Source organism: Pseudoalteromonas phenolica, assembly GCF_001444405.1.
Classification (GTDB): domain Bacteria; phylum Pseudomonadota; class Gammaproteobacteria; order Enterobacterales; family Alteromonadaceae; genus Pseudoalteromonas; species Pseudoalteromonas phenolica.
Window position 1 is genome coordinate 1817002 of the sequence record NZ_CP013187.1, and the last position, 21566, is coordinate 1838567.

22 protein-coding genes are annotated in these 21566 nt (G+C 37.5%); 20 read left to right on the forward strand and 2 right to left on the reverse strand.

Annotated elements, in window-relative coordinates; all coding sequences use genetic code 11:
• Positions 1-337: 337 nt before the first annotated feature.
• The 5 genes from PP2015_RS08010 to PP2015_RS08030 all read left to right on the forward strand — a co-directional run bounded on the left by PP2015_RS08010 (position 338) and on the right by PP2015_RS08030 (position 2435).
• The gene (locus PP2015_RS08010) at positions 338-715 is read left to right on the forward strand and encodes a hypothetical protein (RefSeq protein WP_058029771.1); all 378 of its coding nucleotides are present in this window, start codon (positions 338-340) and stop codon (positions 713-715) included.
• Between the two features lie 76 nt (positions 716-791).
• Complete coding sequence (locus tag PP2015_RS08015; RefSeq protein ID WP_058029772.1) at positions 792-1487, forward strand: hypothetical protein; 696 nt, start codon at positions 792-794, stop codon at positions 1485-1487.
• A complete protein-coding gene (locus tag PP2015_RS08020; protein ID WP_058029773.1) occupies positions 1472-1837 on the forward strand; it encodes a DUF7674 family protein in 366 nt (121 codons plus the stop codon). The genes PP2015_RS08015 and PP2015_RS08020 overlap by 16 nt, the downstream gene beginning before the upstream one ends.
• An 83-nt stretch (positions 1838-1920) precedes the next feature.
• A complete protein-coding gene (gene arfA / locus PP2015_RS08025; RefSeq protein ID WP_058029774.1) occupies positions 1921-2103 on the forward strand; it encodes a ribosome alternative rescue factor ArfA in 183 nt (60 codons plus the stop codon).
• Between the two features lie 41 nt (positions 2104-2144).
• The gene (locus PP2015_RS08030) at positions 2145-2435 is read left to right on the forward strand and encodes a YciI family protein (RefSeq protein ID WP_058029775.1); all 291 of its coding nucleotides are present in this window, start codon (positions 2145-2147) and stop codon (positions 2433-2435) included.
• Positions 2436-2481: 46 nt separating this feature from the next.
• Here the strand turns inward: PP2015_RS08030 and PP2015_RS08035 are convergent, their stop codons facing one another.
• The gene (locus tag PP2015_RS08035; protein ID WP_058029776.1) at positions 2482-4617 is read right to left on the reverse strand and encodes a winged helix-turn-helix domain-containing protein; all 2136 of its coding nucleotides are present in this window, start codon (positions 4615-4617) and stop codon (positions 2482-2484) included.
• A gap of 181 nt (positions 4618-4798) precedes the next feature.
• Here PP2015_RS08035 and PP2015_RS08040 point away from each other — a divergent pair, with 181 nt between their 5' ends.
• From PP2015_RS08040 to PP2015_RS08060, 5 genes are all read left to right on the forward strand, one after another.
• On the forward strand, positions 4799-5983 hold the full coding sequence (locus PP2015_RS08040) for a serine hydrolase domain-containing protein (RefSeq protein ID WP_058029777.1): 1185 nt from the start codon (positions 4799-4801) through the stop codon (positions 5981-5983).
• Between the two features lie 104 nt (positions 5984-6087).
• On the forward strand, positions 6088-6741 hold the full coding sequence (locus PP2015_RS08045; RefSeq protein WP_058029778.1) for an outer membrane beta-barrel protein: 654 nt from the start codon (positions 6088-6090) through the stop codon (positions 6739-6741).
• A gap of 119 nt (positions 6742-6860) precedes the next feature.
• Positions 6861-8762, forward strand: a complete 1902-nt coding sequence (locus PP2015_RS08050; protein ID WP_058029779.1) for a S9 family peptidase — start codon at positions 6861-6863, stop codon at positions 8760-8762.
• 91 nt (positions 8763-8853) lie between these two features.
• Entirely contained in the window at positions 8854-9435 is a 582-nt protein-coding gene (locus PP2015_RS08055; RefSeq protein WP_058029780.1) for a hypothetical protein, read from the forward strand.
• Between the two features lie 241 nt (positions 9436-9676).
• Positions 9677-10492 (forward strand): alpha/beta hydrolase, encoded by an 816-nt coding sequence (locus PP2015_RS08060; protein ID WP_058029781.1) that lies wholly within the window; start codon positions 9677-9679, stop codon positions 10490-10492.
• 78 nt (positions 10493-10570) lie between these two features.
• Here PP2015_RS08060 and rrtA read toward each other — a convergent pair whose 3' ends face one another.
• Positions 10571-11143, reverse strand: coding sequence for a rhombosortase (rrtA, locus tag PP2015_RS08065; RefSeq protein WP_058029782.1), 573 nt, complete (start codon positions 11141-11143; stop codon positions 10571-10573).
• A gap of 87 nt (positions 11144-11230) precedes the next feature.
• Here rrtA and ggt point away from each other — a divergent pair, with 87 nt between their 5' ends.
• The 10 genes from ggt to PP2015_RS08115 all read left to right on the forward strand — a co-directional run bounded on the left by ggt (position 11231) and on the right by PP2015_RS08115 (position 21314).
• Positions 11231-12988, forward strand: coding sequence for a gamma-glutamyltransferase (gene ggt, locus PP2015_RS08070; RefSeq protein WP_058029783.1), 1758 nt, complete (start codon positions 11231-11233; stop codon positions 12986-12988).
• A 166-nt stretch (positions 12989-13154) separates the two neighbouring features.
• Positions 13155-14849, forward strand: coding sequence for an NAD-dependent malic enzyme (locus tag PP2015_RS08075; RefSeq protein WP_058029784.1), 1695 nt, complete (start codon positions 13155-13157; stop codon positions 14847-14849).
• A 105-nt stretch (positions 14850-14954) separates the two neighbouring features.
• Positions 14955-15767, forward strand: a complete 813-nt coding sequence (locus PP2015_RS08080) for a hypothetical protein (protein WP_058029785.1) — start codon at positions 14955-14957, stop codon at positions 15765-15767.
• A 90-nt stretch (positions 15768-15857) separates the two neighbouring features.
• Positions 15858-16562, forward strand: a complete 705-nt coding sequence (locus PP2015_RS08085) for an SIMPL domain-containing protein (RefSeq protein WP_058029786.1) — start codon at positions 15858-15860, stop codon at positions 16560-16562.
• 240 nt (positions 16563-16802) lie between these two features.
• Positions 16803-17456, forward strand: coding sequence for a sulfotransferase family protein (locus PP2015_RS08090; protein WP_058029787.1), 654 nt, complete (start codon positions 16803-16805; stop codon positions 17454-17456).
• A gap of 54 nt (positions 17457-17510) precedes the next feature.
• The gene (locus tag PP2015_RS08095; RefSeq protein WP_058029788.1) at positions 17511-18083 is read left to right on the forward strand and encodes a MiaE family protein; all 573 of its coding nucleotides are present in this window, start codon (positions 17511-17513) and stop codon (positions 18081-18083) included.
• Positions 18084-18119: 36 nt separating this feature from the next.
• Positions 18120-18620: a P-loop NTPase family protein gene (locus PP2015_RS08100; protein WP_058029789.1), complete on the forward strand. Its 501-nt coding sequence runs from the start codon at positions 18120-18122 to the stop codon at positions 18618-18620.
• Positions 18621-18843: 223 nt separating this feature from the next.
• Positions 18844-19257, forward strand: a complete 414-nt coding sequence (locus tag PP2015_RS08105) for a LexA family protein (RefSeq protein ID WP_058029790.1) — start codon at positions 18844-18846, stop codon at positions 19255-19257.
• Positions 19245-20501, forward strand: coding sequence for a Y-family DNA polymerase (locus PP2015_RS08110; RefSeq protein WP_058029791.1), 1257 nt, complete (start codon positions 19245-19247; stop codon positions 20499-20501). Before PP2015_RS08105 ends, PP2015_RS08110 begins: the two co-directional genes overlap by 13 nt.
• Positions 20502-20588: 87 nt before the next feature.
• A complete protein-coding gene (locus tag PP2015_RS08115) occupies positions 20589-21314 on the forward strand; it encodes a hypothetical protein (RefSeq protein ID WP_058029792.1) in 726 nt (241 codons plus the stop codon).
• The last annotated feature ends 252 nt before the right edge of the window (positions 21315-21566 follow it).

The window sequence follows — 21566 nt, forward strand, 5'->3', positions numbered from 1 at the left end:
AAACATATCATAAATAAGATCGTATAAAATATACAATTCGATTGTAGCACCTAAATTGCATTCAGCAAAGTATGAGTTTTATTGACTTCATTCTCTAGAACAGAGAATACATTCAGAGTGTGTGTAACTTTTGAATTTACTTAAAAGAATGTAAGTAAAAGCATAAAGTTAGCGATTTTTGTTTATATGTATTTTGGAAAGAAAACTTTTCTAAATGTTCGCTATTAGGTACATTGATTAAAGATAGCATTCTATATAACTATTAGATTTAGACACATACAATCCACTTTTATTTTGGCTTTAGCTCGAGTTGTAATTAATTCTTAAAGGAATAAAGATGAATACTTTAATTTTTTCAGCCGGTATTTTGGCGCTCTTAACGGCATTGGTTCATATAATTGCAGGTCAGATTGATCCGGTCAGACCTTTTCTTAAATCTGACTTACCCGATATACCAAAAGCAACCTTGTTAGGCTGCTGGCATATGGTATCTGTAATGCTTGTTATTTCAGCTGCTGCATTCTGTTTTATTGGTTGGTTTAACTTTGTTGAATTCCAGAATCTTGTGATTTTACTTTCTGCAAGTTTCGTCTTATTTTCTGTCGTGTTTATTTTGGTTGGGTGGTATTTTTTTAAGATTCGTACATTCATTAAGTTACTGCAGTGGTCACTCTTGTTATCCGTCGGAGTTTTAGGCTTTATGGGGGTAATATAGTACTCGCAGCATACTTTAATTACCTATCTAAAAGTTTTAAATGTTTGTTTAGTTCAAAATAAATAGAATCATAATTATGAATGCATTTTTACAGCCATTTAGCAGGGTGCAAACTTGTGCACTTTCTTTTGTGTTTTTTATTACACTTTTGCCTTTTTTATTTATTCCCTTAGGACCATATCTATTTTTATATTGTGCTGTACTGTTTTTTTTGTCACCCGTACTCGAATCAATGCTGCTAACACCTTTGTACAGTCGTATAGGCCGGTTTACTTACCTTTCACCATTGTTGATTTATACAGAATCAAATCGTGAATTGCATTTACATGTTGGCTCTATCTATGACTACTTAATCAATATAGAGCGACATGAATATGGACATAAAGCGCAACTTAAAGTTTTAAAAGGGATTCTAGATGGCTTAAACGAGTTATGTAATCGTACTCAGGATGGCGAGCTTGAACCTGAAAGAGCAATAATTGCAACGTCGTATTTTTTTAACGCTAAAAGAGCTAAGAAGTTAGGATTTAAAGAAGTTGAAGCGAATGATTTAGAAGTGTTTAATTTATACCTCTCATATTTTTCATTAGCGATCCGACTCAGCATGATTAAAGGTAAATCAAAATACCCTAAACTTAGCGAAATAAAAAAGATCCATACGACAGCAGGTGAACTGCTCAACAACAAAGACGCAATTGAAAGAATGCTTTCGCATATTGAAATTCGTCTCAACAGATTAAATGACGCAAAACCCTTATGTCAAAAATCGTAATTCGTCGTTTTTTAAAAGATATTACTCAACACTTCCCTGAAGCTGTTCCGTTAATGGAGCAGCATGAAAAGTGGGCTTATACCTCTCGATTTGAAGCTTTTTCTGAGTTGACCAACCAAGCCTTTAATTCAGGCGATATCGATAAAGCTATCGCTTATTTGAATTATATGAGTGATAAGTTTGAGTCTGCATCCGGCATCGAAGCCGAGTATATCGATGTTTATTATGTTGAACATTTGTTCTTCTCTTGTACGACCCAAGGTATAGACTTGGGCTGGTCATTGGTCCCTAAAAATTTACAGCAGCTATACATAAACTTTCATGGTCTCGCACCAAATAAAAAATTGTAAATTGATTAAATATTGATTGTGTTTATAGGTTTTTTATATACGATAGCCGAGTCGAGATTAACTCATTTTTAAAAGAGGAATTGATGAGTAAAAATAAAAAATATCAACACGACCATCATCGTGGTGAGATAAAAGATAATGCGATTAAGGCGCTTGTCACAAGCGTGTTGTTTAAGAGTAAAGTCGAAAAGCCTAAAAAAGGTAAGGGCAGTTATCAACGTAGCAATAAACATAAAGGCCGAGAGCCTTACCTTAAGGCAGCCTAAGCTTTAAGATAAGGTTTTTGTTCTATAGATAAGGATATTCTATGTTTATTGTGTCTTTGAGTTACTGTGCACCGCTTAGCGTCATTGATAAATACATTCCAGAGCATAAAACGTTTCTAGAGAAGCATTATGGCAATGGTAACTTTATTTTGTCAGGCCGCAAGGAGCCAAGAACGGGTGGTGTGATCATTTCTACAATTAACGATAGAAAGCAGTTAGATGAGGTAATTGCGCAAGACCCATTTTTTATTGAAGCTCTTGCGCATTATGAAATTACAGAAATTTTACCAACCATGGCTGCGCCGCCATTGGCGTTCCTTCTCCAAGATTAATCCGATTTTTAAATGCGTATCTAAAGCATTTTAGTCTTTTTGGTGTTTATTTAACTAGTAGTAGCTCTACCACTTCTTTGTTGGCAACTTGCCTTTTTGTCACTAACAGTTTGTTGTTCTTTATATCTGTAATATTGTCGGTGTTCTTTGTAAGTGTCGTAATAGTCTCGAAATCTTTAGTTTGTATGTCATATCGCCAAGCTTGATTTTGGTTGTTTATGCCGTAAATCTTATTATCGCGGGTGAAGAAGCGTTTGTTATCACCGCCTTGTATATTAAGTGCGGGATTAGGTTGATACTCAATCGCGCTAGAAATCCAAAACTGATCCATATGATCTGTGAATATAACCGTACCGGTATCTGTTTTTGTTGCCCAGTTTACTCGTTTATCAGTCAGCTTTTGTACGTGTCCTGTGCTTAGATTAACTTCTGCAAGTTTTTTTACACCATTAAACTGAGCAAACACCAGTGCACTTTCGTTTATGCTATCCCAATAAAGTAAGTCTAAGATCGGTAAGTTTGTTTCAAGTTTTGTTTTCAGTTTATCTAACGTGAAATGAAACAATGCACTATTCGCACTAACCAATAAGTTTTTTCCATCCGCTGACCATTTTATTCCTGATATATGGCTGTCAGTTGGAAACTGGCTAATTTGTGTTAACTTACTTTTATTTACTATCCAAACTTGCTCATCACCTGAGCGTTCTGATTCAAAGGCTATTGACGTGCCATTTGGTTGAAAAGTTGCACTATTTTCTGCGGTATTTGAACGCGCAATTATGCTTTCTTTCATATTATTATTTAGGCTGACTGAAACTATATCACTATCATATTGTCCCTTGATAACTAGTCCTCTATCACCATTAGGGTGAAACATTGGGCTTGTGATTGGTTCATCTATTGGAATAGAGATATTATTAATCTGTCCTTCAAAAGACAAAGTGAAAAGTTGCTTTCCGGTACTAAAAATTAATGTTTCTTTAATCGGCGAAAAGTTTGGTCGAATGAAACGATGGCCCTTTATTTCAGTAGGTAGATAAATTGGGTTGCTAGAAATCAGTTCACCGTCAGATCGAATGATATCTATGTAATACTGGCTATCTTCTTTGATGCTCGTTACTGCCAGTAAATCAAGGTTTGGCGAGTAGTCGTAGTGATATACAAAGCCATCATGGATCACTTTACTTTGATTTTTATTACTTTCAAAACTTATCAGTTGCCAGTGCTCAGCGTGTCTTTGCATAAGCGCAATATTGCCATTGTTCATCCAGTAGGGTCGTCTAATCTCGGAATTTTTGCACTCTAGGATTACATCCATTTCCTGTGGTGCGTTTAACGCTTTTTCGAAATCAAGACTCATAAGTTGATAGCATTTTTTCTGAGTAATAGGCTCGCCACAGTCAATGGTTCGGATAACAATAATTTTCTTCCCGTCTTTTGAGAAGCGTTGCTGTCCATAGATATCCATATTCTTGCTGAGTTTGTATTCTTGCTGTGTTTCTAGGTTTTTTGCCCAAATATCATTGATACATTGTTCTTCTGAGTAACGATGAAAAATAATGTACTTACCATCTGGCGAATAAATACTGGCTAATTCTTTGCCGTCTGTTGCGGTGAGGGCTCTGATCTGACCTATGGAAAAAGGTTTTGATGGTTGTGCTGTGAAGTAATAACCACTTATTAGTATAAGGATCAATAATGTAAATACAGACAATATGTATGTATTTTTTAAAAGTGGCTTGTTAATACCTTCTTCAGATTCATCACTGTGATCAACTTTTTTAAGGTGACCTAAAAGTGCGTCTTCAGGATCTTGTTTTTGGAAGAGTATTGCATGCTCATCTTTGGTGAGCCAATGTACGTTCTGCTCTAAGCTGTAACCCTGTTTTGCATGGGTTTTAATATAGGTTTGTTCTTTACCATCATCACCTAATGCTTTTCTAAGTTGAGCAATGCTTCGTTGTAATGTATTAGGTGAAACAACGGTGCCTTTCCATACATTATCTAATAACTCATGTTGGCTAATTACTTTACCTTGGTGTTTCGCTAGGTAGGTGAGAACGGCAAGGGCTTTTGGCGGGATGATTTGTGGCTTTTTATCTTGTGTAATTTGATTACGTGAGAGGTCAATAATGAATTCACCAATTTTATATTGCTCAGCCATGCCTGCTTTAAATGCCATTTATAATTAAGTTATTTATCAATAGAGTACCTTCGACGCTTTTAAAACGCAATTTTATAACTAACTGAAATATAAGCTTTTAAAATTTATCAGCCAAACGTCAGTATAAAGTCATCGTTAGTTCATGAGTTTTTTTATGTTGTGAGTAGGGTAATTTTTGTTACTTACTAAAGGGGGCTGTATGAGTCTTAAGTCAAAATTATCCATTACACTATTTGTGTCTTTGAGTACTTTATCTGGAAATTCTGTTTCAAGTGAATTGAATGATAAATTACCGCGTGCAACTAAAGCTGAGCAAACCATGTCATTTTGGGATTTACCATATCTTGATGGTGCTTATATTAGTACTAGACCAGAAAAAAAATCAGATGGTATAGAGGTAGGTGATTTATCGCTTGTTACTAAGAACAAACATGAAATCATTCAATTATCCAATGAGATTCAGTCTGGAAAATATGGGTTATATGATAGCTTGTTAATAAGTCATAAAAATAAATTGATTTATGAATCTTATTATCGTCGCTCAAGAGTTGATTTACCTACAGGACAAGCATCAGCGACGAAAACACTCACCAGCCTTATTGTTGGTATAGCAATTGAACAGGGTCATTTAACATTAGATGATCTACACAAGCCAATTATTAATTTTTTTGAAGCACTTGATAAAAGTAAGTTTGTGTCAGGCGTTGAAAAAATAACGCTCCATAAGGCATTGACTATGCGCGGTGGGCTTAAGATTGATCAAGACATAATTCAAAAACTTGAAAAATTCCCGGAGAAATTAAAAGGACAAAAGTATATACAAGTTCTTTTAGAACACTCTAAACCTATAACAGATGCTTCTCAGAAATTCGCTTATGGTAATTTCAACGATATGCTAGTGATGCACGTACTCGATGTCGTCTTGCCTGAAGGTGCAGAGCAATTTATTAAAAAAGAGTTATTAGAAAGGTTAACCATTAAGCAGTTTGAATGGAAAAACTCATTGAGTGGCGTACCTGAAGCCGGCTGGCGTGTTAAATTAACATCAAGAGATATGCTAAAATGGGGAAGTTTATTACTTAATGATGGTAATTGGGAAGGTCAGCAACTTGTTTCTAAAGCCTACTTAAACAAAGCCACCTCTGCCATTGTAGATCCCCTTGATACTTGGATACCTGACAACTATAAATATGGTTACTTTATTTACCAGGCTGACATTTCCATCGATGATAAACAGTTTAAAGCTAACTTTGCCTGGGGCGGTGGTGGTCAATATGTTATTTCAGTCAAAGATCTTGATCTGGTTGTTGTAATAAAGGGACATGACAGAGAAGATAAAATATTGGATGCTGTCTTAAAAACGGTCTTACCTGCATTCTTATAAATCTTAATAAGGCTACATAAAGTTAAATATTTTTATGTAGCCTTTCAATTGTTTGCATGCTAAGTGTTATCATTATCGGCCCATTTATATCTTTTTAGGCTGTAATGAACAAATATCTTTTTGGACTCGTTTTCTTAGCATCAAATTCATACGCGTCTTCTACTCCTTCTTTTACGACTGAGTTTTTAATCGGGTCTTCTTCAAATAAGCTCCACGCATCTCAAGACTTTGATATAGGAGACAAACGCTCTTCTAGTAATAACTCAACTTCTCATGGTATTAGATTTGGTCTACCTATTTCGGAATATTTTTCGGTTGAGTTATCTAAACATTCTTATGGTGAGGCAGATCACTCGTACACACTAAAAATTCCTTCAGGTTTGATAAATGATAACGTATTCAAATCTATCCCTGTTAGCTTACCAATCGAAACAAACGCGCTTAAATTTGGTATTAAGGGTCATGTAAATATTAATGCAAAACTGAATGTAAATTTGCGAGTTGGTGTAGCGAATTGGCGTTATAAACAGTATTCGCCAGCTATGTTAGTCATAAATGATATCCAAGAACAAAACCACAGTGGAAGAGACGTATATTTTTCAGTGGGCTCTGAATATGTAGTTTCAGATAGTATTTATATAGGTTTTGAGTACTCTCAATTCAGTATTAAAGAAACCGAACAGGGAGTATATACCGCTGATGTCAGTTATTCCCATAAAATAAACGACTTATCTTTAGTGTTAGGCTGGGCTTTTTAAACTCAGCTTCTAAAACAAACATGCTTCAATAATATAAATCATTATATTATCTCATCTACTATTCACGCGTCCTCTAATTATGTACTCTTACATCGATTTATTTTTGGAGGACATTCGCGATGATGCGAACGATTGTATCAGTCAGCTTAGGACTGGCTTTTAGTGTTGGTGCTTTTGCCAATGAGGTGATGACACCTGAAAAGTTATGGGAACTAAAAAGAGTAAGCGCTTTAGGCCTTAATAAAGACAAAACCCACGTTATTTATAAAGTTACAACACCAAGCATTGAAAACAATAGTTTTGATAGCAAAGTTTATCAGGTTTCTTTGAAAGGTGGCGATGCACAGCTATTAGAAAGTTACCAAGGTGTTGTGATCGACAAAAGCCTGTCACCTGATGGTACAAAAAAACTTTTCCACAAAAAAGTTCAGCTTGAAGATGTGCTTGCAACAGATCGCTATAAAGAGCTCGGCAAAGCTAATGCTTATGTGTTCGATGATTTAAATTACCGTCATTGGGATACTTGGAAAGACGGTAAGTATAAGCATGTTTTCTACCAAGACCTCAAGACAGAAGAAAAAGTCGACATCATGAAGGGCATGCCGTTTGATAGCCCAACATCGCCGTTTGGCGGTGTCGCTGACTATACATGGGGCCCAAAAGGTGAAAATATTTACTATGTAAGTAAAAAGCTTACAGGCACTGAGTATGTAAAAAGTACAAATACAGATATTTATCGTTATAACCTGAAAAGTAAAAAGACGACCAATATCACTGAAAGTAACTTAGGTTACGATAAGTATCCTGCGTTCTCTGCAAAAGGCCAATTAGCTTGGCTACAAATGGATGAGGCAGGTAACGAAGCTGACAAAAATGATATTGTCGTTAAAGTTAAAAATCGTGAGCTTAACTTAACTGAGCATTGGGATGGCACAGTAAACAGTTTTAAGTGGAGTCATGATGGTAAAAGCATCTACTTTATTGCACCTATCGATGGCACAGTTCAACTTTTCCAAGTTGCAGTGAATACAAAAAGTAAATCTAAACCAAAAATTAAACAGCTAACTAAAGGCCAGTTTGACGTAAATGGCATTGTTGCTGTGCTAAAAGACAAACTCGTCGTTACACGTAATAGCATGAATGCGGCGCGTGAGATTTATCGTTTTGACCTTCGCAGCAAAAAACTAACAGCTCTCACCAAAGAGAACGACGCTTTCTATGCGGGTCTTGATTTACCAAACGTTGAAAAGCGTATGGTTAAAACAACAGATGGCCAAGACATGCTGACTTGGGTGATTTACCCGCCGAACTTTGATAAGAAGAAAAAGTATCCAACACTTCTTTATTTACAAGGTGGTCCACAATCTGCACTTTCGCAGTTTTATTCTTTCCGTTGGAACTTCCAAGTAATGGCTTCTCAGGGCTATATCGTTGTTGCACCTAACCGTCGTGGTATGCCTGGTCACGGCGAACAATGGAACAAAGACATCAGTAACGATTGGGGTGGTCAGGTAATGGAAGATTACCTTGCTGCAATTGATGATGTTGCGAAAGAGTCATACGTTGATAAGTCTCGAATTGGTGCTGTAGGCGCGAGCTACGGTGGTTATTCAGCGTTCTATTTAGCGGGTAACCATGAGGGTCGATTCAAAACCTTTATTGCTCATTGTGGTATTTTCGATTTACGCAGCATGTACGGTACAACTGAAGAACTGTTCTTCGTTAATAATGAGTTAGGTGGTGCTTATTGGGAAAACAACGCATCAACAAACAAATCCTATGGTCAATTTAACCCAATCAATCACATTGATAAGTGGGATGCGCCGATGTTTGTTATCCACGGAGCAAAAGATTACCGTGTACCACTTGAGCAAGGTATCGCCGCTTTCCAAGCTGCTAAATTACGTGGCTTAAAGAGTCGCTTCTTACTATTCCCAGAAGAGAACCATTGGGTACTGACACCGCAAAACGGCATCGTGTGGCAGCGTGAGTTCTTTAAGTGGTTAGAAGAAACGTTGTAAAAAACACAACTTCATAGTACCTTTCACAGGAATTTTCTAGCCAGGATATTTATGTATTCTGGCTTTTTTATATAAATACAAAGGAGAACTTGTGAAAAAGGTTTTGTTATCTGCGGCTGTGATCATGTTATCTGGGTGCGCTCAAAATATTTATCTTCAGCCTATGGTTGATGGTCCTAGTGCAAAATTAAGATTAGCTTCTGTCCCGAGTAATAATAATTTTGTTGGTAGACCAAGTAATAACAGTTGCATCTCGACTGTTACTGAGCATGGTAGCCATATTGCAACACTTGGTGTTAAAGCTAATCTTGTTAGAAGCTTGAGTCGTTTAGATATGCCTGCTTATGATAAAGAGCTTGGTGATTCTCATCAAAATGAAGTTTACATTCCAGCAGGAAAACCATTCTCATTTCAATTTAACGGCGTTGGCATTTCAGGGTTTTCTCCAGGCAAAGCCGATTCTGGTGGAGCTTTATACTCTTGGTGCAGAAAGTTGATTACATTTGAAGCACAAGAAAACGGAAATTATGAAGCTTTATACGATTATGTCGAATTACCTAATGGAAAAGAAACGTGTGGTGTAAAGCTATTCGAGATTATTGAAACAGAAAATAATACATACAAAAAAGTTGAAATGAGCAATTATGAAGTAATCGAAAATTATTGCGATTAAACAATAATTCTATCTTTCTTACTTGTGCTTGGCAGAGCATTGAATAAAGAGCCAAGCACAATTAATGTTTGCAGCTTCCAATACCAAATATGTTCTTAAAAGTAGGTTATTAGCACTTAAGTTTTATTTGAACCTTGATATTTTTCGGTTTGTTAATAGTACAAGCCGTCATTTAATATTACTCTGTGTATACATCTTCAGCTTACTACACAACTTTAGATTGAATTTAAGGATGAACCCGATGTCTAAATTTAAGTATTTTCTATTTGTTATATTGATAAGTAGCTTTATTGGGTGTGGAAGTAGTTCTAAGAATTCTGAAATACCAAGTGCTCAGACACTTCTGGCTTTTCAAGCTGGAGAGCGTTCAATACTTGAGCCTGTTTCTTCTTCATTTACAGGTGTTACTTATCCAATTCAGCTTTATTTGCCTAAAAATCGTATTATCGGTAAAAAGTATCCTGTTATTTATGTATTAGATGCTGAGTGGCACTTAAAAAGAGTCGCTGACAGTTTAGATAGGTTAGAGCTTGAGGCAATCATTATCGGTATTGAAAATTTTGTTGATGCTAGCTACAAGCACCGTGAGGATTACTCTCAATGGCCGTTAGCGCAAGATTACTTTAATTTCATTGTTAATGAGTTAGCGCCGAAATTAGAGTCGAATTATCCAATAAATCAATCTAAACGCAGCATAGTTGGACATTCTTATACAGGGTTATTTGCAGGTTTAGCCATGTTAATGGATGACCCACAAGATCCCTTTTTTAGTGCGCATGTTTCTTTTGATGGCAGTTTTTGGGCGCACACAGAAATAACGCCTCAATTGATCTCCGATAGAGGCGTGCTTGATGAGCGTTTAAAAAGTAAGGCCATATTAATCGCTGCGAGAGGTCGTGTTAGTAATGGCCGCTATGTAGATTGGTTTCAAGCAATGCTTGAATATGAGGAATTCAAAGGCCTTGAAATTATCAAGCTGGAATATGATGTTGATCATATCCCAGTTGTGGAGCATGCAATGGATGATGCAATGAGAGCCTTACTTATCGGTCAGTGAGTTGTTTCATTAAAAAGGCCATATCACGCTATGGCCTTTTTAATATTTAATTATTTAGTCTTTCTTTTCTGACTTGTCTTATGATTTGTTTCTAATTAGCCCTAATCCCATAATTAGCCCACCAATAGCACCAATTAAATGTGCTTCAATGGCGACACGTGATTGGATCAATGCGCCGACTTCAGCGCTTGGCCCAGCCCATTGTTCCCAAGCGAGTTTTGCCCAAATACCAATGAACAAAAGAATGCCTGAACGCATACCAACTTGAATGTCTTTAAGTGCGCCCCAAACGATAACACCATGTAACAGGCCACTTAGCCCTGTGTAAACTTTTATATCAGGTACGAATAGCCAAATGCCCAACCCTGTCCATAAAGCTAAAAAAGCGTTATGAATATAATATTGGCTTTGTGTTCTATGTTCAGCATGTAACAGCCATATAAAGCCAATGCCTACAATGTTTAGCAGTAAGTGTGTTGGGTTCGCGTGGACAAATTGGCCTGTAAAGATCCGCCAGATTTCACCTGCTGCGATTTTATCTCGATGAAACTCTAGTAAGTCATTGGTATTTAGGACCATTAAGGTAAAGCTTAATAATGAAAGCAGGATGGGAGGCAGAATGTATTTTTTATCTAGTGGCAATTGGATCATTAATCAAAATTCTTTTTTATTTTTTGCATATTCTGCCCGTTTACTCTTATCATGCAAACCAGAACTTGAAAATTAATGACAACAACTATGACATCCAAATCTCTGCCTTTTGCGTTATCGCTTTGTTCATTGGCTCTATTAAGTGCCTGTTCTAGCCAAATCTCACCAAAACAAGAAGTAAGGGAGCCAGAAGCAGCCACTGGTTTTACAAAAAAGCAAAAGCAAATCGCCGATAACTATATGATTGCGGCTGCAAATCCTTACGCTGTTAAAGCGGGTAAATTGATGCTCGACAGAGGCGGAAGTGCAATTGATGCGGCAATTGCCACGCAGTTGGTTTTAACCTTGGTTGAACCTCAATCTTCAGGTATTGGTGGCGGTGCTTTTATTTTGCACTTCGATAAAAGCGAAAATGCACTAACAACGTTAGATGGCCGAGAAACAGCGCCAGCTAAAGCAACCTCAGGTTTATTCTTAGACGAAAATGGCAAAGCAGCCCCTTGGATTAAGGCCGTTGTAGGTGGTCGCTCGGTGGGTGTACCCGGTATTCTTCACGCCTTTGATAAAGCACACAAAGAATATGGCAAATTGGCTTGGGCAGAGTTATTTGAACCAGCCATTGAATTAGCAGAGCAAGGGTTTGTGGTTTCACCACGTTTAAATATGTTGTTGTCTAAAAAGTTTAATCCTGGTCTTACCCGTTTACCTGAAGCAAAAGCGTACTTTTACCCAGATGATCAACCTTTAGCTGTGGGCAGTATTCGTAAAAACCCTAAATTGGCTAGGTTATACAAGAATATATCTGAGCATGGTATTTCTGCTTTTTACACGGGCCAACATGCAGAAAATATGGTTGATGCCGTGCAAAACTCTAAAATTGCACCTGGGTTATTGTCTTTATCAGACCTAGAAAATTACCAAAGTAAACATCGAGACGCTATCTGTACGTCTTATCATGCTTATAAAGTGTGCTCTATGGCACCACCGAGTAGTGGTGGTGTTGCTGTACTTCAAATTTTGAAATTACTCGAAGGTAAAAAGTTAAGCCAATATCAGCCTAATGACCCCAAAGCGCTGCACTTATTCACCCAAGCTTCACGTTTGGCATTTGCAGACAGAAATCATTACGTGGCTGATCCTGATTTTGTCACTGTACCAACCGATGCCTTACTAGATGACGCATACTTAACTGAACGGGCAAAGCTGATTTCAGACAGAGATAACCATAAAGTTCCAGTAGGTAAACCGCTAAACGGCGCATTAAGTTATGCCGCTGATAACAGCTATGAACTGCCTTCAACTACCCATGTTTCAATTGTTGACCAAGCGGGTAATGCGGTCTCTATGACCAGTTCTATCGAAATGGCTTTCGGATCGACAGTAATGGTTGACGGTTATTTGTTAAATAACCAGTTAACCGATTTTGCGCTTTCTCCGAAGAAGCGTGGTCAATTGCGTGCGAATCGCGTAGAAGCCAATAAACGTCCACGTAGTTCTATGTCGCCTGTTATGGTGTTTAACAAAGATGGCAGTTTACGTTTAGTTGTTGGCTCTCCGGGGGGAAGTCGTATTATCAATTATGTTGCGCAAACGGTCATTGGTGTCCTTGATTGGCAGTTAGATATTCAGTCCGCTATCAATCTTCCAAAGATAACTAACCGCAACAAAGTAACGACTTTAGAAAAAGGCACTGAGCTTGAAAAGCACAAAGCCTATTTTGAAAGTTTAGGTCATAAAGTTTTTATTCGAGATTTGAATTCAGGTTTACATGGTATCGAACTGGTCGGAGGTCGGCTCGTAGGTGGCGCAGATCCTCGACGAGAGGGCATTGTGCTCGGTGAATGACGGCTAAACCCATAGGTTTAGTGATATTTTTAAGATATACTGCAAGGCTCTTTAATTATTTAGTTGTGTTAAAGCGCCTTTTTTATTTATAAGCAATTTTTTGCTTTCTTGCCTATTCACAGCTAAGTAATAATAAAATCAGCCAGACGTATCATTACAAGTAAATATGACTAAACAAACCGATCCAAATTATCTATACATTCCATACTCAGGTCCTAACCTGTTAGAAACGCCTTTATTAAACAAAGGTAGTGCATTTAGTCAATCAGAGCGTGAGAACTTTAATTTAAATGGTTTATTACCACCGCGTTTTGAAACCATTGAAGAGCAAGTCGAGCGTTGTTACCAGCAATACTCTTCTTTCAAAGATAATTTAAATAAGCACATTTATCTTCGTGCAATTCAAGATAACAATGAAACACTTTATTACCGTTTGGTTCGCGATCATTTAGAAGAAATGATGCCTATCATTTATACGCCGACGGTTGGTGATGCATGTGAAAAGTTTTCTGATATCTACCGCAGCTCTCGTGGTCTATTTATTTCATATGAAGAGCGTCACAACATCGATGATATTTTGCGCAATGCAACAAAAGGCAAAGTAAAGGTTATCGTTGTTACTGATGGTGAACGTATTCTTGGTTTAGGTGACCAAGGTATCGGTGGTATGGGTATTCCAATTGGTAAGCTGTCTCTATATACCGTTTGTGGTGGTATTAGCCCAGCTTACACGCTACCTGTTATGCTTGATGTGGGTACTAATAACGAGAAGTTACTTGCTGATCCTATGTATATGGGTGCACGTCATAAACGTATTAACCAAGAGCAATATGATGAGTTCTTAGATTTATTCATCAAAGCCGTTAAACGTCGTTGGCCAAACGTACTTCTACAGTTTGAAGATTTTGCACAACCAAACGCGATGCCTTTACTTAAGCGTTATAAAGATACGATTTGTAGCTTTAATGATGACATTCAAGGTACTGCGGCGGTTACTGTTGGCTCTTTACTTGCCGCTTGTCGTGTTAAAGACGTCAAACTGAGTGACCAAAAAGTTGTGTTTGTAGGCGCAGGATCTGCGGGTTGTGGTATTGCTGAGCAGATCATCAGTCAAATGGTATCTGAAGGTATTTCTGACGAGCAAGCGCGTAGCCAAGTGTATATGGTTGATAGATTTGGCCTACTTACAGAGGGTATGGAGGGTCTACGTGACTTCCAAGCTGCCCTAGTTCAACAAAAAAATGCATTAACTGATTGGCAATATAGCGGTGACTTTGCATCTTTACTAGACGTAATGCACTGTGCAAAGCCGGACATTTTGATTGGTGTTTCTGGTCAACCAGGCCTGTTCACTGAGCAAGTGGTTAAAGCAATGCATGCCGGATGTGAACAGCCTATTATTTTTCCATTAAGCAACCCATCTCGCCAAGTTGAAGCACATCCAAAAGATGTCATTGAGTGGACAAATGGTCAAGCGATTGTTGCAACTGGTAGTCCGTTCGGTGAAGTTGAATATAACGGCGAAAAGTTCATTATTCCTCAATGTAACAATAGTTATATTTTCCCTGGTATTGGTTTAGGTGCTATTGCCGCTAAGGCTAAGCGAATTACTGATGCCATGCTGATGGTATCAAGCGAGATGCTTGCTGAAGCTTCACCTAGAGCAAATACAGGAAAAGGAAGCTTACTACCTGCGCTGGTGGAGATAGAGCCGTTAAGTAAGAAGATTGCCTTCGCTGTTGCTAAGAAAGCGATGGAAGAAGGTGTTGCGTTAGAAATGTCTGACGAAGCCATTCTTAAAACAATCGATAAAAACTACTGGTATCCAGAATACCGCAATTACAAGCGTTGTAGTATTTAATACTTAAATTGTAATGTAAAAAGAGCCAGCAACTTTGCTGGCTTTTTTTATGTTTAATTTTACCAAGCTTCTATACTTACCTTATCTATGTGGTGAGGCAAGTTCATGAAGTATGCTCTAGTGTTTCTGTTTGGGTTATTTAGTGTTGAGTTGTATGGCGCGCCATTAAAAGTGAATATAGCTTCTGACTATGTACCTAACCCCGACAGTAGTGCTGATATGGTCACGCGTTTATTAATCGATATTTCAAAAAGATTATACCCGCAATTACAAATAGACTTTATGCCTGCGAGTCGTATTCGCGAGTGGCGAACGCTGAGTATGTATCCAAATACCTGCTTGTATAACAAAGTTAAGAATTCCAAGCGCGAAACTTTAGCTTATTTTTCTGCTAGACCGCTCACAGCATTTCCCGCTAACAGACTAGTATTAAGAGATAAAAAAGGGTTTTCAGCAGATGTTGCTTTGAATGATTTACTAGAAACAGATTTTAAAATAGCCATCACGAAAGGTCGTAGTTATGGCAAGAATATTGATGATTTTATTAAGGCACACCCAAACCTATTTGTTGTGAGTGAGGGAGAAGAGAGTGCTAAGCGCTTGCGGAAAATGCTTATGCAAGGTCGCTTTGACGGCATGATCGAATATACGTCTGTTATTATTAACGAATATGCAGAAGTACTTGGTGAAAGTAAAATAAGTTTTCATCGAATAATAGACCAAGCCCCAAGCGTATTCGGTTATATTGCTTGTGCAAAAACACCGCAAGGAAAACAGGCGATTAATTTATTTAATAAAAAAATGGCTGAATTTGAAGTTCAAAACTTGATAATTGAAGCACACAGAGACTTATTTTCACCTCATGAACGTGATTTTATTAGTGATTCTTTAAAAATTGCCTTTTCTATTCAGCCTTAATTAATCGAGTTTTTACTTTAATAGTGCATCTTAAGTCATATCATAGGCATTGCCCTATACATTGACCTAATACCTATAAACGGAGCAGGTATGTTAAAAAAACTATTAGTCGTTACTTCTTTACTTTTATCTTCAAGTTTTAATTACGCGTATGCAGAGCCTACAAGTCCGCACTTAAGCGTAACTGGGTATGCTCAGCAGCTTGTTCAGCCAGATCAAGTTGTTCTAAGTGTTGCTATTTCTCATTCAGATAAAAACATCAATAAAGCAAAAGGAGAAGTTGATAATGTGATTGCGAGAGTTATAAAAATCGCTAATACCTTTAATGTCAGTAAAAATAACATTGATGCATCGCAGCTTAATATCTATCGCCAACATGAATACAACCGAGGCACGCAGCAGCAGGAGTTTACTACTTTTCGGGTAACACGAAATGTTGAGATAAAACTGACAGACGTCGATAAGTATCCACAATTTTTACAAGAGTTAGTTGAAGCCGGAGTCAATGAAATTGGCTATACGCAGTTCTCTTATTCAAAGGCTGATGAAGTACAAGATAAACTTAAAAAATTGGCCATCAAAGATGCAAAGTCTGAGGCAAGAGAGCTTGCCAGCGCATTCGATGCGAAATTAGACCGAGTTTATTCTGTAAATTTTGCAGATGCGCCATCTATACCAACACCGTATGCAAGACAATCAATGATTGAATCAGGTCGAGCACATAAGCAGGCGTATAATGTCTCTGATATTGTTATTTCTTCAGAAGTTTTCGTCACTTATTTAATTAAACAGTGATACCAATCCTCAATCATTTTGAGGGACTAAAACTGACGCTAGCGTCGTTGAAAATTTCTTATTTAGAAGAACTAAATAAGAAATTTCGACTTGCCTACATGGATGTAGGTACCTCAGCGAGAGCAGGACGCGTTAGCGGTGCTATCGACAAGTTTTTCTCGACTCAAAATAGATCGCTTAATTAAGAGGATTGGTATAAATTTTTCGTTATAATGCGCCCTTACTATTGTAGGGCGCATTATGAGTAAAATCTTTATTATTGGGTTACCGAGAACTGGCACGACAAGCTTATGTGCCGCATGTGTTGAACTTGGTTTAACGACGGCACATACAGCTTATACAATAGAGTCATTTAGTAACGCACACGTCATTGCCGATACCCCTGTATTTAATGATTATGCGCTGCTATATCAAAGATATCCTGATGCTAAATTCATTTATTTGGAAAGAGACTTAGCAGTGTGGCTACCGTCTATTTCTAAATTATTAAGGCGTATGTCAGGCAACCTGTTTTCAGATAAAGGTGGCTTTAACGACACGATTAAGCGTTGCTTTTTAAACACCTTTTCAGGGTTAGATTACGACAACCTTGATAACTTCGACTTTCTTACTACGTGTTACGAAACACATAAAGCTAAAGCCATTGCGTTTTTTGAAGATACTCAAGCTCTGCATGTATTTTTGAATGTTAGCCAGCCCCATAGTTTTGCAAAACTGTGTGACTTTTTAGGGGTTGATGCTGCTACTACAGAAATTATAGATATGCCTAAGCTGAACGTGAACGGCAAAGTCACTGCTTGGAATGACTTAAAGCATCCACTGAAAATTAGCTCTACGCGGATGGGGAAAGTAGACAAAGACGCCGATTTACTCACATTTATGCAATCGGTTTAATTCATGTATGTCCTACGCTAAAATACCCGCAGTTTATATTAATTAAGAATGTTTATGTTTGAACTGAAGTACCACACCCCGTTTAATTGGACTGAAAAAGTACTCGCTGATTTTGATACCTTTTTGCAAGATCACGCTGCCGCAGAGAAAAAAGCCTCTGGCATGGCTATGTCTATGTTGGGTCATTACCCTGACAGAACTAAGCTTGTGAAAGCGATGACCGATTTAGCCATCGAAGAGATGATCCATTTTAAGCAAGTGTTGAAATTATTAACAGAGCGTGGCGTTACACTAGGTAATGACCAAAAAGACCCATATATTAAAGGTATGCGCGCATTATTCAGACAGGGCACCGATGAATTCTTAATCGACCGCCTACTAGTGGCTGCGGTGATTGAAGCGCGAGGCCACGAACGTTTTTCCTTAGTTGCAGAAGCCTTACCTGAAGGCAAAGAGAAAGATTTTTATGTTGCCATTGCTAAATCAGAAGAAAAACATAAAAATCTGTTTGTAGAATTGGGCTACGAATACTTCGATAAAGAGATTATCGATGCGCGTCTAGTTGAAATACTTGAGGCTGAAGCTGAGATCTGTAAAAAGATCCCATTTACAGCGGCGCTTCATTAACTCTTGCATTACGGCTGAATAAATAAGGACTAGCAAATGAAAACGATTATTTTTGGTAATTCAGGCTCAGGAAAGTCAACCCTTTCAAAGCGTTTAGCACAAAAACATTCAGCCGCACATTTAGATTTAGATACACTTGCTTGGTTGCCTACGTCACCACCAACTCGGGCACCACTTGAATCTTCAATCGATAAAATCAACGAATTTATTCAGTCTCATTCAGATTGGGTGATTGAGGGTTGCTATGGTGATCTAATTAAACCGATCACAGAACAATGTCAGCATTTGGTGTTTATCGATTTAAATGTTGAAACCTGTAAAGCCAATGCTAAAGCGCGCCCTTGGGAGCCGCACAAATACCCATCAAAAGCAGCACAAGATGAAAATCTAGACATGTTATTGGCTTGGATTGAAGACTATGACACCAGAGACGATGTCTTTTCAAAAGTGGCTCATACAAAATTATTCGAGACTTTCACTGGCAATAAAGTGCGTTTAGAAAGCAATCAGCAAAGTAGGGCGTTTAGCTTTAATTAATTTGAAAGTGATAGCAACCTCTAAATTAACTTTCTTAAGTTAGAGTGTACTATAAATAATTCAACGGCTTAGTGAAAACTAAGCCGTTTTTTTTTATCTGTTTTATGCTCAAAAGGTTTTATAACTTCACTTTTTAGCTCTTTTGCTGGCACAGCTAAGGTTGCCGATATGACAAATTATACATATACTGTATTTATATACAGTATATGTATTTTGGTGCAGTATGAAAGTAATACCTGTTAAAGCGGCAGCGGGGATCTCCGGCTTTGAGTCTCCAGCTGCCGAATATAAAGAGCTCGGATTATCGCTAGATCAGCTTATTGTTGGTGACCCTAATGCAACTTTTTTGGGCCTCGCATCTGGTGACTCGATGCAAGGTGTTGGCATTTTTGATGGTGATTTATTAATTGTAGATAGGGCTGTCGAGCCTAAACACCAAGATGTAATTGTTGCTAATTTTAATAACGAGTTTGTGTGTAAAATTCTCGATATCCATAACCGACAGTTACTGTCTGCATCACCTTTGTTTAAACCTGTTTTTATCAGTGATTGTGACGTTTTTCAGCTCGAAGGTATTGTTACTGGTTCACTAAGAATGCATCGTCAAAACATGAGGTTAAAACAATGTATGCGTTAATTGATGCCACCTCATTTTATGCTTCAGCTGAAAGAGTATTCGACTTATCAATACGCAAAAAGCCGGTAGTTGTACTGTCTAATAATGATGGCTGTATTGTTGCGGCATCTCCTGAAGTTAAAAAACTTGGAGTCCCAAAGTTTGAGCCTTATTTCAAATTAAAACACATTTTAGATAGGCATAATGTGGTGATCCGCTCCTCAAATTATGAGTTATATGCAGATTTAAGTGACAAGATGATGGCCGTTATTAACCGTTTTAGTGATCAACATTATGTGTATTCTATTGATGAATCATTTTTAAAGTTTGATGGCTACAGTGATGTGGTGAACTCTTGGTATGAATACGGTCACTTAATTCGCCGTACGGTTTGGCGCAAAACCAAGTTACCAGTGGGGGTCGGCTTCGGACCAACACCGACACTCGCGAAAGCTGCCAATCATGCGGCTAAGAAGTTTGTAGGTGCAACAGGTGTTGCAGTTATTGACAGTGAAAAATCTCGAAAGCAAATTTTAGCCAATATGACAGTATCGGACATTTGGGGCGTAGGGCGACGATTAACCAAGCAACTTAAGTTATTCGGTATCGAAAGTGCGCTAGATTTGGCTAAGCAAAATCCTAAAATGATGCGAAAACAATTTAGTGTTGTGTTGGAGCGAACGATATCAGAGCTTAACGGGGTGTCATGTTTATCATGGGATGATGTAAAACAGCGTAAAAAAGAAGTATTCAGCACCCGCAGTTTTGGTGAGCGTGTCGAAAGCCCATTCGCACTCAAGGCGTCACTAGTAACGCATTGCTCAATAGTGGCCAAGAAGCTACGAAAACAAGGCTCTTTAACGAAGCGATTAATCATCTTTGCTCATAGCTCACCACATGAAGATAATTACTATAAAAGGTCATTTATTCAAAAACTTGCTGTGCCATCGAATGACAGTACGGTATTTGCCAAACAAGTCGAGTTGGTATTCAGCCAATTATTCCAACCAGGTGTGCGATATTACAAAGCGGGTATTGGCGCCATTGAACTCGAAGACGATATGCACCAACAAATTGATATGTTTAATGTTTCTGACGATAAGCCAGAGCTTATGCAGTGCTTAGATACAATCAATAAACGCTACGGCAGCAGTAGCTTACGTATTGCCACAGAGTTACAAAGCAATCAGTGGCAAATGAAAAGAGATTGGTTATCAAGAAGATATACAACGAGGTGGCCAGAAATCCCACTGATAAAATGCTAAATAAAGAATTACATGAAAATATCGGCTTGGAAAAACAATCTATACTCAAAGTAGTAAAGCTAACGAAAGTGCTTGTGGTGAAGGATTATGTTTAACAAATTGATACTTGTAATGGCGATATTACTAAATTCAAATTTAGCAAATAGTGCAAGCAATGAAATGTCGATAGGTATTGCAGTCAAAGAAAACAAATACATTGCAGATATTAAAGGAATTGTCACACAAGCTTATGGCGAATTAGATAAAACCGTTATTTGGAAAAACTTACCAACCAGTAGATCACTCAGATTAACAAATAAAGGAAAATTAGATGCCGAATTTTTGAGGGTCAGTTCAGTTGCAGATGGATATAAAGATCTAATAAAAATAAATACGCCATTAATTTATGCATCTATCAATTTGTATTGTAAGACCCCGAGAGATTGTGAAATGGCATTACAAGGAAGAATTCCGGTTGGTTATAACATGAGTTATAAAATCTATGAACAAGTCTGCAAAAAAGAATATTTGTCGTGCTATGGCGTTAATACCAATGGCGATCCACATGTATTATTCAAACACAATAAATTAGACGTGATTTTATCTAACGATTTAGAAATAGCAGCAAGCTTATCAAGCTTAGAGCAGGTTTTGTTTAAGAGTAAAAAATTAGAAGATGTTACAGGGCATCACTATATAAACAAAAAACATAAAAGCTTAGCTCCATGTTTAGAGGCTCAATTCTCTAAAAGCGCAAAGCAAATAAGAGACAACTCACAATCAATTACTGATCTGGTTAAGAATAACAGACATATAGAACAATTAGATTTCTAAAAACAATGCTTAGAAAATTAAACCTTTAATGATGAGCGTGAATAAGGGTAATAAAAGCTTAAATAAATCAAAGGTAAGATGTATTTAGTTAAGTATTTTATTCTATTTAACATAACGTAAATTATGCGAGATAAGTGTGAGTGTAATTGGATTACTATCAAACTATTCACAAGCTATATAAACAACACTTTATGTCCAATACTAGACGGTATCGGACATTTTAAAGCGGTGTAATGTATTGTTTAATCTTGC